The following is a 13,964-nucleotide window of genomic DNA, read 5'->3' on the forward strand; positions in this document are numbered from 1 at the left end:
TGGCGTCATTGTGAGGAGCCAACGGGTCGCGCGAAGCGCGCGCCTGATGACAGGCTCCACGACGAAGCAATCCATTCTTTCTTGATGCGGCGAGATGGATTGCTTCGCTTCGCTCGCAATGACGGAGGGAGAACGTATTCACTTCCCAGCCTCCCGCTGCTTCATGCGCGGATCGAGCGCATCGCGGGCGGCGTCGCCGATCAAATTGACGCTGAGAATCGCGATCGACAGGAGCAGGCCCGGCCAGAAGATCAACGAAGGTTTTACCTGGAAGTAGGCACGGCCTTCGGCCATGATGTTGCCCCAGGTCGGCGTTTCCGGGCTGATGCCGGCGCCGAGGAACGACAGGATCGCTTCGGTGAGAATGGCCGATGCGGCGACGTAAGTTCCCTGCACGATCAGCGGCGCCACGGTGTTCGGCATCAAATGCCGCCACATGATCTTGGGCAGGCTGCTGCCGACCGAGATCGCGGCTTCGACATAGGGCTCCTCGCGCGCTGACAGCACCACCGAGCGCACCAGCCGCGCGACGCGCGGAATTTCGGGAATGGTGATTGCGACCAGCACCGTCATCAGGCTGGCGCCGGAGAGCGATACAACGGCGATCGCAAGCAGAATGGCGGGGATAGCCATCAGGCCGTCCATCACCCGCATCATCACGGCGTCGACCCATTTGAAGAAGCCGGATACGAGCCCGATCACGAGCCCGATGCTGATCGAGAAGATCGCAGCGCCTAGACCGATCAGAAGCGAAATCCGTCCGCCATAGATGATACGTGACAGTAGGTCGCGGCCAAAGGCGTCTGTGCCGAGCAGGAATTGCGCGCTGGATGGCTTCAGCCGCTGCGCCGGCGCCAGCAATTGCGGGTCGTGCGGCGCGAGCAGGGGAGCCGCGATCGACATGGCGATGATCAGCCCGAGGCAGATGGTCGCCCCCGCGATGATCGGCGTCGATGTGAGAAATCCCAGTTTTGGCCGGAACGGCGTGGTGACCGGAATTGACGGTTCGGGAAGGGTATCGATCGCCATCAGTAGCGAATCCTTGGATCAAGCAGGGTATAGGCGACGTCGATCAGGAGATTGACGGTGACGTAGACCAGCGAGGTCAGAAGGATCATCGCCTGGATGACCGGATAATCGCGCGCCAGCACCGCATCGACGGTGAGGCGGCCGATGCCCGGCAGGTTGAACACGCTCTCGGTGACGACGACGCCGGAAATCAGAAGAGCAAAGCCGGTGCCGATCACGGTGATGACGGGTACGGCGGCGTTGCGCAGCGCGTGACGCAGCAGCACGCCGGTCTCGCTGATGCCCTTGGCGCGCGCGGTGCGAACATAGTCCTCGCCCAGCACGTCCAGCATCGCCGCGCGCGTCATGCGCGCGATCAGCGCGACATAGATAAAAGACAGCGTACAGGTCGGCAGGATGATGCGTTCGAAGAATGGGCCGAAGCCTGCGGTGATGCTGCGAAAACCCTGCACCGGCACCCAGCGCAGCTCGATGGCGAAGATCTGGATCAGCAAATAGCCGATCACGAATACCGGCACGGAGAAGCCGATCACCGACAGGCCCATTACGAAACGGTCGATCCAGGTGCCATGCTTCCACGCTGCAATCACGCCGAGCGGCACCGCTACCAGAATGGCCAGGATGATGGTGGAAAGGGCAATCGAGATCGATGGCTCGATGCGCCGGCCGATCAGCGTCAGCACTGGCACGTTCGAAATCAGCGACGTGCCGAGATCACCCTGCAACAGCTTGCCGATCCAGGTGAAGAACTGGGTGTAGAGCGGCTCATTGAGGCCGAGTGAGGTGCGGATGCGCTCGAGCTGCTCGGGCGTCGCATTGTCGCCGGCCAGGATTGCGGCGGGATCGCCGGGCGTCAGCCGCAGCAGGAGAAATACAAACAGCGCGACCACGCCCATTACGGGAATGGCGGCGAGAATGCGGCGAAGCAGATATCCGAGCATCTTGATCCGTCAGTTGTGTTGGCAACGTCGTTGTCAGAAGCGTAACACTTGAGCAAGTCCCGTGCCATCGAACCTGCATTTTTTGCGATGCAGCTAGGCGGTTGGATAGCGAGCTCTTTCGCGTCATTGCGAGCCAACGGGCCGCGCGAACGCGCGCCCGGTGACAGGCCCCGCGAAGCAATCCATTCTTCCTTCATGCGGGACTATGGATTGCTTCGCTGCGATCGCAATGACGGCGGAGAGACCGCCATCACTCCAGCGTCGCCAAAAGTCCTGCCATCAGGCGGCCGCGTTCGGCAAGGCTGTCGACTTCAATATGTTCGTTCAGCGTGTGGGCGTCGGCGCCGCGGACGCCCAGTCCGTCGAGCGTCGGGATGCCCATCGCACCAGTAAAATTGCCGTCGGAACCGCCGCCGGCGCTGCCGTGAGGTAATTCAAGGCCAAGCTGCGCGGCAATCCCGCGCGCCTTTTCGTATAACGCCATGGTGCCGGCATCCGGTTCCCACACCGGTCGGGTGACGCCGCGCGTCACGGTGAAGGTCACGTCGTTGCTTGTGCCTGAAAGAGCCAGCATACGCTCGACGCCACGGTCGAGATCGGCCTGGCGCTTCGCCATGCTCAGTGCCTCGCCGCTGCAGGTGGTGGCGACGCAATTGACCCATTGGCCGCCGTGCACGATGCCGACCGAGAACGTGCAATCTTCGGTCGTCATGCCGTCGATCGCTATAATCTGGCGTGCCATTTCGCGGATCGCGGAGCGCCCCGAAGAGAGTGTTGCGCCAGCGTGGCTGGGGCGGCCGACGGCTTGGAGATTGAAGCGCGCAATCGCGTAGCGCCCGGTGACGACACCGTTATTGGGCCGTCCAGGCTCCGGCACCAGGACATATTTGTTGCGCGCCGCTTCCGCCTCGATGATGTCGCGGGTCGATGGCGTGCCGACTTCCTCGTCAGGCGTGAACAGCACGGTGATCGGCAGTGGCGTGGTGAACGCCGCGCGGGCCAGTTGGCGGATCGCTTCCAGTGAAAGGTAATTGCCGCCCTTCATGTCGAAGATGCCGGGGCCGAAACATTTGTTGCCTTCGCGCCGCCACTGCAGCTTCTCGATCGTGCCGACGGGATGAACGGTATCCATGTGGCCGGCGATCAGGATGCCGGGCTTGCCTTGCCGGGGGTGCGGGAAGCGGGCGCGGACGCAGCCGGCAAAGCCTTGGCGGCCGGCGATGCGCTCGATGGTCGCACCCATGATCGCCATGTCGCGCGCGGCGAGGTCCAGCATGCGCTCGACGGCGCTCTTGTCCCAGGTCGGGCTCTCACATTCCACCCAGCTACGCAGCCCCTGCAACATGACCTCGGAATCAAAGGGAAGATTGGCTGGGTTCATGGACTTCTCTTGGGTTTCTTATGTTGATTTTCGAACGGCCGATGGCTCGGCGGCGTTACGAGAATGGTCTCGAGCGCGTTTGTAAAGTGAAACATGAGCGCACGGGCGCGCCGCATGCGACAGGGTGGGCCACGCCATAAGCCGATTGACGCGCCGCGCGCTTGATGCAAGTCTTCAAATAGTCAGGATTTACAGCGTGTTAGTTCGCCCAAATAACGAACCGCATGCATAATGAATCAGCGGACTTTGACCAGTTTCACGTCAGGAGAGATCGAATGTTCCCCATCATGCGTCGGAAACGTCCCACGATAGCCTCCGCTCTGTCGGTGCTTGCGCTTTCTGTGGCGCTGACATCGCTGGCCCCGATATCGCAGGCCATGGCTGCCAGCAAGAAGACCATCACCGCCGTGATGCATTCCGACCTTCGCGTGATCGATCCCGGCTTCACCACCGCCTACATCACCCGTGACCATGGCTACATGGTCTACGACACGCTGCTGGCGACCGATTCCAATTTCAAGATCCAGCCGCAGATGGCGGATTGGAAAGTCAGCGACGACAAGCTGACCTACACCTTTACCCTGCGCGACGGATTGAAGTGGCATGACGGCCAGCCGGTGACGGCCGAGGATTGCGTCGCGTCGCTGAAGCGCTGGGGCCGCAACGACACGATGGGCCAGAAGCTGATGGATTTCGTCGCAAGCCTGGAGCCGATCGACGCCAAGAGCTTTGCGCTGAAGCTGAAGGAGCCCTACGGCCTGGTGCTGGAATCGATCGGCAAGCCGTCCTCCTATACGCCGTTCATGATGCCGAAGCGGCTTGCGGAAACGCCTGCCGGCCAGCAGATCAAGGAGCAGGTCGGCTCCGGTCCGTTCAAGTTCGTGCAGGCCGAATTCCAGCCGGGCGTCAAGGCCGTCTATGAAAAGAACCCGGACTACGTGCCGCGCAAGGAGCCGCCGAGCTGGACCTCCGGCGGCAAGGTAGTGAAGGTCGACCGTGTCGAATGGATCACCATGCCGGACGCGCAGACTGCGGTGAACGCGCTGCAGTCGGGCGATATCGACTTCATGGAGAATCTGCCGTTCGATCTGCTGCCGGTGCTGGAGGCGAACAAGGATATCAAGGTCGACGTCCTCAACAAGTTCGGTTTCCAGACTCTGGGACGGATGAACTTCCTTCATCCGCCGTTCGATAACGTCAAGGTTCGCCGCGCCGCCTTTCTGGCCATGAAGCAGAAGGACGTGCTCGATGCGCTGGTTGGCAATGCCAAGTATCAGAAGATCTGCGGTGCGATCTTTGTGTGCGGCACCCCACTGGAGAGTGACGTCGGCTCCGAGAGCCTAGTGAAGGGCAATGGCATGGCAGAGGCGAAGAAGCTGCTCGCCGAGTCCGGCTATGACGGCACGCCGATCGTGATCATGGCGCCCGGAGACGTCGTGACGCTGAAGGCGCAGCCGATTGTTGCGGCGCAATTGCTCCGTGAAGCCGGCTTCAAGGTCGACCTGCAAGCCACCGACTGGCAGACCGTGGTGACCCGCCGCGCCAGCCAGAAGCCGCCGAAGGAGGGTGGCTGGAACATGTTCTTCACCAACTGGGTCGCCGCCGACGTCTCCAATCCCGTGGGCAACGCTTCCGTGAGTGGGCGCGGCAAGAACGGTGGCTGGTTCGGCTGGGCCGAAGACGCCAAGATCGAAGAGCTCCGCGACAAGTTTGCGCGCTCCGGCTCTGCTGACGAGCAGAAGAAGCTCGCTGCTGAAATCCAGAAGCAGGCCTATGAACAGGTGATCTACATCCCGCTCGGCCAGTATCTGATCCCGAGCGGCTGGCGCAAATCGCTCACGGGCATCGTCGACGGTCCGGCCACTCCGGTGTTCTGGAACATCGACAAGAGCGAGTAGGGCTCGCTCACTTCAAGTCAGACAACAAAAGCGCGACGGAGGTTTGTTCCTCCGTCGCGTTTCAATTTGAATCAGCTGCTGCCAAGGTCAGCAATGGGTGTCGCGCACCAGTTCCGGACCGTCGTTCAAGAGCGGCGGCTGGATCTGCGGCGGTTGCGCTTGCTCCGAGCGCCCATTTTCGGTTCGTTCGGGCTCGTTCGCGGCAGGCTTGTCAAAGGCTTCTTCGCTGGCCATCAGTCAATGCTCCATTTTGTGCATGACAACATTTTTATGGCCGTTGCGTTCCTTCATACGGGGTGCGCCGCGAGATGTTCCAAAAGCAATTCGCATACGCGCTCAGGCACCTGATCCGCTGCAAAGTGCCCGACGCCGGGTAGCACTTCGAAGCGGTAGGACGCGGCAATGAAATCCACCGTGCCCTCGGCGGCCATACGGCCGACGGTGTCGTCGGCGTCACCCCAGATATAAAGCGTCGGCACACGGATCGGGCCGAGCGGGCCGCGGATCGCGCCACGCGCGCGATACCAGGCCAGCGCCGCTTCCATCGCCTGCCTGTTGCCGAGCACGGCGAGATGCCTCTCGATGGCCTCAGCGGGAACGCCGTTGGCGGCGAGGCGCTCGCGCAGCCATCTCGCATCGTCGGCCAGCACGATGTCGGCGGCATCGGGCTCAAGAAATGCCTTGTGATGCTTCGAACGCTGCGCCTGCTCGCCATCGGTTGCCATTGCGCGGTTGAACGCGTTCGGATGCGGCCGCGATAGAATGGTGAGCGAAGCCAATCGCTTGTGATGTCGATCAGCGATGCCCCACGCGATGCTGCCGCCCCAGTCGTGTCCGACGAGGTGAAAGCGTGCGTTGCCATAGCCTGCGGCCGCTACGATCGCCATCGCGTCGTCTATGAGGCGATCGATCAGGTAGTGCGAAAAGTCGCGCGGATCGGGCCGGGCCCTCGGCGAATAGCCGCGCTGGCTCGGCGCGATGGCGCGATAGCCCGCGTCGCCGACGGCCATGACCTGCGCGCGCCAGCAATGCATCGATTCCGCAAAGCCGTGCAGCAGCAGCACCAACGGCGCGCCGGGGGCGCCGGCGGTGATGGCGTCGAAGACGAGATGCGGCGCGATGACGATTTTTTCGCTGTCGGGCACGCGGCGATCCTGGCGAGCCAATCAGGCTGGGGCCGATCCATGGCGGGCCATTTCAGCGGTGAGGCCGGAATTGTGCAACCCGGGAAAAGTGCTGTATTGGAAGCCGCTACCTAAACCCGAGGGGACGGAACGTTTGCACTATCTGAGGTCTATTCTATTCGATGCCGCCGTGGTGGTCGTGACGATCCTCGTTTCGTCGTCCGTGCCGTTCATGGCGCTGTTCAATGCGAGCAGCGCGACCGTGCGCGCGGTTTCCCAGGTATGGGCCAACGGCATCATGCTCCTGATGAAGTACGTGATCGGGCTGGACTATCGCGTCCAGGGACGTGAGCACGTGCCCGATGGCCCCTGCATCATCGCGTGCAATCATCAATCGCTGTGGGAGACCGCGGCGCTCTGCGTGATCTTCCCCGATGCCAGCATCGTCGCCAAGAAAGAACTGCGGAAGCTGCCGATGGTCGGGTGGTTTCTCGAACACTATCCGATGATCCTGGTGGATCGCTCGGCAGGCCGCCATGCGCTGCGCCAGATGGTCGACGAAGCAAGGCGCGCGATCGGGGAGGGGCGCAAGGTGCTGCTGTTTCCGCAAGGCACGCGGCAGGCGATCGACGATCCCGTAACGTTCCAGTCGGCCGGCGTCTCCGCGCTCTACACCAACCTCGGAGTCCCGGTCGTGCCGGCCGCGTGCAATTCCGGCCTGTTCTGGGGCAAGAAGACCCTGATCATGCACTCAGGCACCGTCACGCTGTCGTTCCTGCCGCCGATTGCGCCGGGCCTGCCGCGCAAGGAATTTCAGGAGAAGATGGAGCAGATGATTGCGGACGAGGCGAGCCGCCTGCTCACGCTGAGCAAGGCGAAGGTGTAGCTCCGCGTCAGCAATGACAACTCGACTCGTTCAAAGGTCCGAGAGGACCGCTGTTCGCTCCAGCGGTCGTTTGTTTTGTACCTCTGACGAATCGGCCGGACAGCTAAAGCGCGGGCTAACGCAACAACCACGGACTCGGCGGAATCTATTTCGTCGCCTGGTCGGTCATCTCGTCCAGCAGCTTTGCAAAAGGCGCGTAGTTCTGTGGCGGTTCCGCCCCATGTCTTGGGTAGATCGTTTTATAGAGATAGTCCGGGGAATTGTACGACAGCCAGACCTTGCCTTGGTCGTCCTCCCAGACGAGTGCTTTGGGGGGAACGTCGATCGCCAGCAGCGGTGTCTTGATCATCACCGGCGTCCCGAGCTTGGGGTTGCCAAAGATGATGACGGTGCGTGGCTTCATGTCGATGCCGAATTTTTTTCCGGCCGCGGCGTGGTCAATTTCGGTGAAGACGATAAACCCACCGCTCTCCCTCTGCTTCACAGCAGCCTGGAACTTCTCCACGGTCTCCTTGACCGAATACTTGCTCTGCTTGGTGATGATGCCGTCATCGGCGGCGAACGACGTCGTTGCGAACATTGCAAACGCGAGCGTCAAAGCTTTTCGCTTCAAGATACCCTCCCGTTAATGGAGTGTACGACGCCTGCAGTATCCACGCTTCCAGGTTCAAATTAAAGAGCGGAACTGGATTCGATCTAGCCCGCGCGGCGCGCCGCGAGCCAGCCGCCGAGCGGCGCCAGGAACGCCAGGCACCAGATGAATTGCGCTACTTTCGGCGCGACGAAGGCGATGGCCGTGCCGATCACGAATACGACGACGGGGACCAGCGCCGTCGCCAGCAGTGGCGGCTCGCTGCGGCCCCGCAGCGCGAGGACCCACAACACCGCGTTGAGCGTTGCTATCAGCAGCAGGTGGAAGCCATAGATCACTGCCACCACGCCATCGAGCCGGTAGTTGCCATAGAGGCCGTTCGTCACCGGCAGGATGATGATCGACAGCAGAAAAAACAGATTGAGGAACACCACGCCGCGTCCGCCTTCCGGCGCGACCGCCAGCCTGCGGTGATGGCTGAACCAGAACAGGCCAGCGACCACGAAGCTGATCGTCAATGCGATGACCGGCTGCGCATAGACCCGCATGACATCGTGCCAATCGGGGGCGGTGGTGAAGGTGCTGGCCTTGGGCAGGTCATAGGCGAGAAGCGTCATGGCCACGCCAAAAATGGTGTTGCTCAGCATCTCCAGCCGGCGCGCATTTCGAAGAGGCCGATTTGCGGCAATTGATCCCCCAGTCCCCCAGTCTGTCTCAGGCCGCCCAAGCTAATCTGTGCAAGGCGTGGCTTGCCTAGCCGTAGCTCGCGTGCGTCCACCCGTCCGTCTTCGCTTTCGCTATGCTCAAGCTTCGCCGGACACGCTTCGCCCTGGCGGCCTTCGCGTGGCTGTGCCACGCGTAGCCCGACAGGGCGAAGCGTGGTGCGGGCGGTGGGACTCGAACCCACACGACGTTGCCATCGAGGGATTTTAAGTCCCTTGCGTCTACCAGTTCCGCCACGTCCGCTTTACTCAGGAGATCAGATACTTAGCGCGTTTACCGGAGAATTGAAATCGGCGTGAACCCCGGCCAAGAGGTTCCCCACCTTTAAGTGAGCGCGCGCGCCAAAGCAAAGCCTCAATGCGGACACTTGGGGCGTTTACCTGCGGCGAGCTTTAGGCAATCTCAACATAATCCACATAACGAAGGTCCGATGCCCAACTCGTTGTCCCATCGCCGGTTAGTTTCGTGCAGCCTCGCGGCGCTGGCGCTGTTCGCGCTGGGGGCGGGCCTGTCCGGCTGCGCCGGGATGAGCGACACGATTGCTCCAGCCTTCGCCGATCCCGCCAAATACGATCTCTACGATTGCAAGCAGCTCGAGCCGGAACGCAAAAGCCTTGCCACCCGCACGGCGGAACTGCAGGGGCTGATGACCAAGGCAGAGACCGGCGTCGCCGGGCCGGTAGTGGCGGAGCTCGCCTACCGCAATGAATACATTGCGTTGCGCGGACAATCGAAGCTTGCCGATGAAGCCTGGCAGAAGAACAGGTGTCAGGAATCGAAGCCGGAAGCGCCCACCACGGCGGCGGCGCCTGCCAAAGGCGGCCGCTCGAAGGCCAGCCGGGCGGCCAATTAGAGCGGGATGAGATTGGGTGGGCCGTGGCGACGGACCATCTCGTGACCTGGACGCCGGCGGTATCGGTGCTGCGAGCTGGGACCCACTCTACTTTGCATGGGGTTGTTTTCGAGATTTTGTGGGGGTCCTGCGGCGAGCCGCCGAAGCGCATCTGCACTGCGTCAGTCGCTGGGTGCCAAGTACCCGCTCACACCCGCCAGTCATAAATCCAGTACTGCCGCGCCAGCATACGCTGCGGGCCCATGGCCTTGATGGCGAGGTCGCGCGCCAGCGCCAGCGGTCCGGTGAGGTGATAGATTCGCCCCTGTTGCCGTGCCGTACGCTGCACCCGCAAGACGCGGCCGCGCCGCAGGCGGCCATAGCGCTTCAGCGCGGCCGGGATGCCCGCGACAGTATCGCCCGGGGCTTCGCTCAGGCATTTGGCGAGCACGGCGGCGTCCTCGATCGCCATGCCCGCGCCTTGTGCGGCGAACGGCAGCATCGCATGCGCGGCATCGCCGAGCAGCGCAACCGCGCCATCCGTCCATTCGCCGATGTCGGGCAGCGTGAACAAGGCCCATCGCCGCCAACCGTCGACGGCGCCGATCAGCATGCGCGCCGTCGCCGGCCAGCGTTGCGAGGCGAACGCGCCCTTGAGCTCGTTGGCATCGCCAGGCGCGCTCCAGCCTGGCCGGTTCCAAGTTCCCGGCACGATCGCCACCACATTGATCTGCCGCGCCGCCGAGATCGGATAGGCGACCAGATGCGCATCCGGCCCCATCCAAAGCTGCACCCGGGCTGAAGTATATTCGCGCGGCAGCGTCGTTGCATCGAGGGTTCCGCGCCAGGCGATCAGGCCGGAAAATTGCGGCTGCACCTGCGGGAACAAATGGTTCCGCACCGCCGACCAGATGCCGTCGGCACCCACCAGCGCCGCCGCCAGCTCCTGCTGCCGCGTGTCGCCCCGGCGCTGAACCACGGTTAGCCCCTTGGCGTGGGAGGTCACATCCTCGAACTGGCAGCCGAGCCGCAGGTCGATGTCTGGATGATCGTTGACCGCTGCCTGCAGGGCGCTTTGCAGATCCGCCCGGTGCATCACCCAATAGGGCGCACCGGCGCGCTGGCCGGCAGCCTCGCCGAGCGGCACGCGACTGATCTCGCCGCCCGCCCGCGCACTCATGATATTGATGGCCTCGGGCGTCACGGCGCGCGGCGTCAGCCGCGGCCGCAGGCCGAGGTCGATCAGGATACGGCTGGCATTGGGTGAAAGCTGCAGGCCGGCCCCGGCTTCCTCCAGCCGTTCGGTCTTTTCCAGGATGATGACGCGAAAACCTTTCGCTGCGAGCGAAAGCGCTGCCGTCAGTCCCCCGATCCCGGCACCAGCAACGATGATGGTGCGCGCCGCAGCCACCGAAGGGTCAGGCGACCTTGTCCTTCAGCACGCATTCCGGAGGCCGGGCTTCGCCCGCGCCGAGGTCGGCGGCAAAGCGATACAGCGTCGAGCAATAGGGGCAGATGATCTCGTTGTCGTTGCCGAGGTCGAGGAACACATGCGGATGGTCGAAAGGCGGGTTGGCGCCCACGCACATGAATTCCTGCGAGCCGATCTCGATTACCGAGACGCCGGCGTCGTTGTGGAAATGCGGGACGACATGGTCGGACATCAGATTCACCTTGGATAGCAACGGTAGGCGGACGCAATCAACGCGATGCAGCAAACTCGAGATGCCGCGCACCATAGTGGGGGGTGCCGATGATTCCTAGAGTCGTTCTTCAGCGATTCCTGGAGGTCCCCGCCGCCCATTTGCTCATGCAAATTCGACACAATCTTGTCGTCGGAGAAAAGCCCTTCTTTCGTCGGGGCAGTTGTGTCTTAAAAACGGCATACCATCTTGAGACTGACGAAAACATTAGGCTTTTTTGGATGAGGCGATTGCGGCTCGGTTCGGCTCTGGCAGGGGCGCTAGGATGCTTGGCGCTCAGCGTGGCGGTGTGCGCTGCGCTGTGGCCGCATGCCCGCGAGGCCGGCGCCATTCTCGTGGCGCAGGACGATCCCGTGGCGCTATCCGACATTCGCATCAATTCCGCCCTGCGGGGCAATCAGGCGCTGGTCGCTGAGCATATCGAGGCGGCGCTTGCGGAAGGCGATTCTGATCTTGCAAACAGCTTCGTCGAACTCGCCCGCGACAGGGGCATCACCGTCAGTGATGAACTCATGAAGCGCGTCAGCGATGCCGTGACGGAGGCAGGCTCGGCGTCGCATTTCGCCAAACGCTTTGCCACGGGCCTCGTGACCGGCAATGCCGACGACGTCGCGAGCCTGTCAGGCACGGTTGCCGGCGATCTCTTCGTATTCGGCGACATCAGGGACGTCGTGCGCGAAGGCAAGCATCTCGTGGCCGGCGAGGAGGTCGATCGGCTGATTTTGGGCCTGGCGACGGTCGGGCTTGCGGTGACCGCCGCGACCTACGTCTCCGTCGGCGGTCTCGGACCGGTGCGCGCCGGCCTTTCCATGGTCAAGGATGCACGCAAGGTCGGGCGGCTGGGCGAGGGGCTGACACAGTGGGCCGGCCGTTCCGCGCGCGAAGTTGTCGATGCGCCCGTCCTGCAGCAGGCGGTCGCGAAGGGCTCCGTGTTGCGCCCCGCCGAGACCATCAGCGCGATCAAGGCGGCGTTCCGCGCGGAGAAGGCCGGCGCGCTGGTGCGGCTGGCCAAGGACGTCGGACGCGTCGGCGAGAAGGCGGGCACGCGCGGGGCGCTCGACACGCTGCGCATCGCACAGGGGCCGAAGGATGTCGCCCGCGCTGCACGGCTTGCCGAATCCAAGGGCACCCAGACCCGCGCGATTCTGAAGGTGCTCGGCCGCGGCGCGCTGCTGCTGACCACCGGCGCCTTCAATCTGACGATGTGGGTATTCGGTGCGCTGTTGGCGCTGTTCGGTTTCCTCTCGTCCATCAAGGCAACTACCGAGCGCGCCACTGAAGCGTGGCTGCGTCGAAGCAAGGCGCGGCGGTTAAGAAGGCAGGCGGCGGCAACATTGCCGTCCGCCCCGGCTCTGGCGGGCGCTGCCCTGCAGGGCTAGACTTGCAGCCATTGCAACCTCGCCCATTCCGATCCCCCAAAAAAACGGAACTGATGATGCCGAGTTTTCACAACGGCGCTGTCGAAATTGCCTATCTCGACGAAGGTGAGGGTGATCCGATTGTTCTGGTGCATGGCTTTGCCTCTAGCAAGAACGTGAACTGGGTCTATCCGACCTGGGTCTCCGACTTGAGGAAGGACGGCCGCCGCGTCATCGCGCTCGACAATCGCGGCCACGGCGATTCCGAAAAACTCTACGATTCCGCCGCTTACGAAATTGCGATCATGGCAAGCGACGTCATCGCGCTGCTCGATCATCTGGAGATCGAGCGCGCCGACGTCATGGGCTATTCGCTGGGATCGCGCATGACGGCGATACTGGCGCGTGAGCAGCCGCAGCGGCTGCGCTCGGCAATTCTCGGCGGCATCGGGATCGGTCTGATCGAAGGTGGCGGCCCCGGTGAGAACGTGGCTGTCGCACTCGAAGCGCCCTCGCTGGAGGACGTCACCGATCCGGTCGGGCGAACCTTCCGTGCATTTGCTGACCAGACCCGCTCCGACCGCCGCGCCTTGGCCGCCTGCCTGCGCGGCTCGCGGCGGCTGATGACGTCGGACGAGGCCGCCGGGATCAGCGTGCCGGTCCTGATCGCGGTCGGCACCAAGGATGAGATTGCGGGCTCCGCGGCAGCATTGGGCATGATCATTCCGGGCGCGGAGGTGCTCGACATTCCAAATCGCGATCATATGCGCGCGGTCGGGGATAAGGTCTACAAGGCCGGGGTCACCGATTTCCTGTCACGCCGGCAGTAAGCGATCGCGCGATCTGGCCTCGCCGGTGACGAGCCGGATCGCCGCGATCAACACGACGGTGGTCGCAAGCCATGCCATGCGCGCGCCGTGACGGTCATGCGGGCCTGATATCACGGCGCAGATGAACGCGTTGCCGAGGATGGCCCAGCGTAACTGTGCCGGCGAGCAGCGTGACATCATCGAACGGCCGACGCAGCACGCCATGGCCGAACAGGATCGCGACCATGAACATCGACGCCAGCGCGACGGGAACGTGAAGCTGATTGATCGCAGTGAAGTCGAAACGCCAGCGCTGCTGCTGCGCCGCGTGCATCGGCTTCACCTGTGCGGGGAGAAAGCGTTCGATGATGCCGTAGGTGTGGCCGAGCCAGACGAAGATAGAGCCCGAAGGTGGTCGAGCGGCTCGGCACCAGATATGCTTCGTACCAGCGCGCCAGGTAGCCGCCGGGATCCCATTGGAGCAGGGGATAGCCATTCCACAGAGCGGGGGCCAGCAACATCAACGGGATGGTAATGGCGGCGATCCAGGCCGACCGCGACACCGCAGCGGTCCGCGCCTGCCATATCTCCGTACTGATCTGACTTGCCCCCGTTTAGCCCAGCATCCGGGAATGCCAGGCCCCCCCAAATTGGCCGATAGTCGGACATCATCCGGCTTGATTTCCGG

General features: G+C 63.1%; 14 protein-coding genes, 1 tRNA gene and 1 pseudogene. 5 read left to right on the forward strand and 11 right to left on the reverse strand.

The features are described 5' to 3' along the window. Positions 1 to 138: 138 nt before the first annotated feature. The 3 genes from J6524_RS19410 to J6524_RS19420 form a co-directional block, all read right to left on the reverse strand. Positions 139 to 1,029 (reverse strand): ABC transporter permease, encoded by an 891-nt coding sequence (locus tag J6524_RS19410; RefSeq protein ID WP_225673357.1) that lies wholly within the window; start codon positions 1,027 to 1,029, stop codon positions 139 to 141. Further along, positions 1,029 to 1,970 carry an ABC transporter permease gene (locus tag J6524_RS19415; RefSeq protein WP_225673359.1) on the reverse strand — a complete coding sequence of 314 codons (942 nt, stop codon included), beginning with the start codon at positions 1,968 to 1,970 and terminating at the stop codon, positions 1,029 to 1,031. The genes J6524_RS19410 and J6524_RS19415 overlap by 1 nt, the downstream gene beginning before the upstream one ends. A 250-nt stretch (positions 1,971 to 2,220) precedes the next feature. Next, positions 2,221 to 3,351: a M20/M25/M40 family metallo-hydrolase gene (locus J6524_RS19420; RefSeq protein WP_225673361.1), complete on the reverse strand. Its 1,131-nt coding sequence runs from the start codon at positions 3,349 to 3,351 to the stop codon at positions 2,221 to 2,223. Positions 3,352 to 3,626: 275 nt separating this feature from the next. Here J6524_RS19420 and J6524_RS19425 point away from each other — a divergent pair, with 275 nt between their 5' ends. Then, the gene (locus J6524_RS19425) at positions 3,627 to 5,249 is read left to right on the forward strand and encodes an ABC transporter substrate-binding protein (protein WP_225673363.1); all 1,623 of its coding nucleotides are present in this window, start codon (positions 3,627 to 3,629) and stop codon (positions 5,247 to 5,249) included. An 87-nt stretch (positions 5,250 to 5,336) separates the two neighbouring features. Here J6524_RS19425 and J6524_RS19430 read toward each other — a convergent pair whose 3' ends face one another. Together J6524_RS19430 and J6524_RS19435 are read right to left on the reverse strand one after the other, a co-directional pair. After that, the gene (locus J6524_RS19430) at positions 5,337 to 5,483 is read right to left on the reverse strand and encodes a hypothetical protein (protein ID WP_225673364.1); all 147 of its coding nucleotides are present in this window, start codon (positions 5,481 to 5,483) and stop codon (positions 5,337 to 5,339) included. Between the two features lie 53 nt (positions 5,484 to 5,536). Next, entirely contained in the window at positions 5,537 to 6,394 is an 858-nt protein-coding gene (locus J6524_RS19435; protein WP_225673366.1) for an alpha/beta fold hydrolase, read from the reverse strand. A gap of 133 nt (positions 6,395 to 6,527) precedes the next feature. Here J6524_RS19435 and J6524_RS19440 point away from each other — a divergent pair, with 133 nt between their 5' ends. Then, positions 6,528 to 7,259 carry a lysophospholipid acyltransferase family protein gene (locus tag J6524_RS19440; protein ID WP_225673368.1) on the forward strand — a complete coding sequence of 244 codons (732 nt, stop codon included), beginning with the start codon at positions 6,528 to 6,530 and terminating at the stop codon, positions 7,257 to 7,259. Between the two features lie 145 nt (positions 7,260 to 7,404). On the opposite strand, the gene J6524_RS19445 is transcribed toward J6524_RS19440, so the two are convergent. The 3 genes from J6524_RS19445 to J6524_RS19455 all read right to left on the reverse strand — a co-directional run bounded on the left by J6524_RS19445 (position 7,405) and on the right by J6524_RS19455 (position 8,817). Beyond that, positions 7,405 to 7,857, reverse strand: coding sequence for a DUF302 domain-containing protein (locus tag J6524_RS19445; protein ID WP_225673370.1), 453 nt, complete (start codon positions 7,855 to 7,857; stop codon positions 7,405 to 7,407). A 98-nt stretch (positions 7,858 to 7,955) separates the two neighbouring features. Then, positions 7,956 to 8,468, reverse strand: coding sequence for a TMEM175 family protein (locus J6524_RS19450; protein WP_249789545.1), 513 nt, complete (start codon positions 8,466 to 8,468; stop codon positions 7,956 to 7,958). 262 nt (positions 8,469 to 8,730) lie between these two features. Further along, positions 8,731 to 8,817: transfer RNA gene (locus tag J6524_RS19455), tRNA-Leu, on the reverse strand. A gap of 187 nt (positions 8,818 to 9,004) precedes the next feature. On the opposite strand from J6524_RS19455, the gene J6524_RS19460 reads away from it, so the two are divergent. Then, on the forward strand, positions 9,005 to 9,427 hold the full coding sequence (locus tag J6524_RS19460) for a twin-arginine translocation pathway signal (protein ID WP_225673374.1): 423 nt from the start codon (positions 9,005 to 9,007) through the stop codon (positions 9,425 to 9,427). A gap of 187 nt (positions 9,428 to 9,614) precedes the next feature. On the opposite strand, the gene J6524_RS19465 is transcribed toward J6524_RS19460, so the two are convergent. Next, complete coding sequence (locus J6524_RS19465; protein WP_225673376.1) at positions 9,615 to 10,817, reverse strand: FAD-dependent monooxygenase; 1,203 nt, start codon at positions 10,815 to 10,817, stop codon at positions 9,615 to 9,617. Between the two features lie 7 nt (positions 10,818 to 10,824). After that, complete coding sequence (locus J6524_RS19470) at positions 10,825 to 11,070, reverse strand: zinc-finger domain-containing protein (RefSeq protein WP_057852504.1); 246 nt, start codon at positions 11,068 to 11,070, stop codon at positions 10,825 to 10,827. 260 nt (positions 11,071 to 11,330) lie between these two features. On the opposite strand from J6524_RS19470, the gene J6524_RS19475 reads away from it, so the two are divergent. Together J6524_RS19475 and J6524_RS19480 are read left to right on the forward strand one after the other, a co-directional pair. Further along, a complete protein-coding gene (locus J6524_RS19475; protein ID WP_225673378.1) occupies positions 11,331 to 12,488 on the forward strand; it encodes a hypothetical protein in 1,158 nt (385 codons plus the stop codon). 56 nt (positions 12,489 to 12,544) lie between these two features. Then, a complete protein-coding gene (locus J6524_RS19480; RefSeq protein ID WP_225673380.1) occupies positions 12,545 to 13,297 on the forward strand; it encodes an alpha/beta fold hydrolase in 753 nt (250 codons plus the stop codon). Here the strand turns inward: J6524_RS19480 and J6524_RS19485 are convergent. Next, a pseudogene (locus J6524_RS19485) lies at positions 13,283 to 13,667 on the reverse strand (hypothetical protein); the annotation flags it as partial. The gene J6524_RS19480 and the pseudogene J6524_RS19485 overlap by 15 nt on opposite strands. Positions 13,668 to 13,964: the final 297 nt, after the last annotated feature.

This window comes from Bradyrhizobium hereditatis (assembly GCF_020329435.1).
Lineage (GTDB): Bacteria > Pseudomonadota > Alphaproteobacteria > Rhizobiales > Xanthobacteraceae > Bradyrhizobium > Bradyrhizobium hereditatis.

Bases quoted from the DNA above. Each gene is read 5' to 3' on its own strand.
- J6524_RS19480 (WP_225673380.1), top strand. From the start codon at position 12,545: ATGCCGAGTTTTCACAACGGCGCTGTCGAAATTGCCTATCTCGACGAA.
- J6524_RS19470 (WP_057852504.1), bottom strand. From the start codon at position 11,070: ATGTCCGACCATGTCGTCCCGCATTTCCACAACGACGCCGGCGTCTCG.
- J6524_RS19450 (WP_249789545.1), bottom strand. From the start codon at position 8,468: ATGACGCTTCTCGCCTATGACCTGCCCAAGGCCAGCACCTTCACCACC.
- J6524_RS19420 (WP_225673361.1), bottom strand. From the start codon at position 3,351: ATGAACCCAGCCAATCTTCCCTTTGATTCCGAGGTCATGTTGCAGGGG.
- J6524_RS19425 (WP_225673363.1), top strand. From the start codon at position 3,627: ATGTTCCCCATCATGCGTCGGAAACGTCCCACGATAGCCTCCGCTCTG.
- J6524_RS19460 (WP_225673374.1), top strand. From the start codon at position 9,005: ATGCCCAACTCGTTGTCCCATCGCCGGTTAGTTTCGTGCAGCCTCGCG.
- J6524_RS19475 (WP_225673378.1), top strand. From the start codon at position 11,331: ATGAGGCGATTGCGGCTCGGTTCGGCTCTGGCAGGGGCGCTAGGATGC.
- J6524_RS19415 (WP_225673359.1), bottom strand. From the start codon at position 1,970: ATGCTCGGATATCTGCTTCGCCGCATTCTCGCCGCCATTCCCGTAATG.
- J6524_RS19410 (WP_225673357.1), bottom strand. From the start codon at position 1,029: ATGGCGATCGATACCCTTCCCGAACCGTCAATTCCGGTCACCACGCCG.
- J6524_RS19430 (WP_225673364.1), bottom strand. From the start codon at position 5,483: ATGGCCAGCGAAGAAGCCTTTGACAAGCCTGCCGCGAACGAGCCCGAA.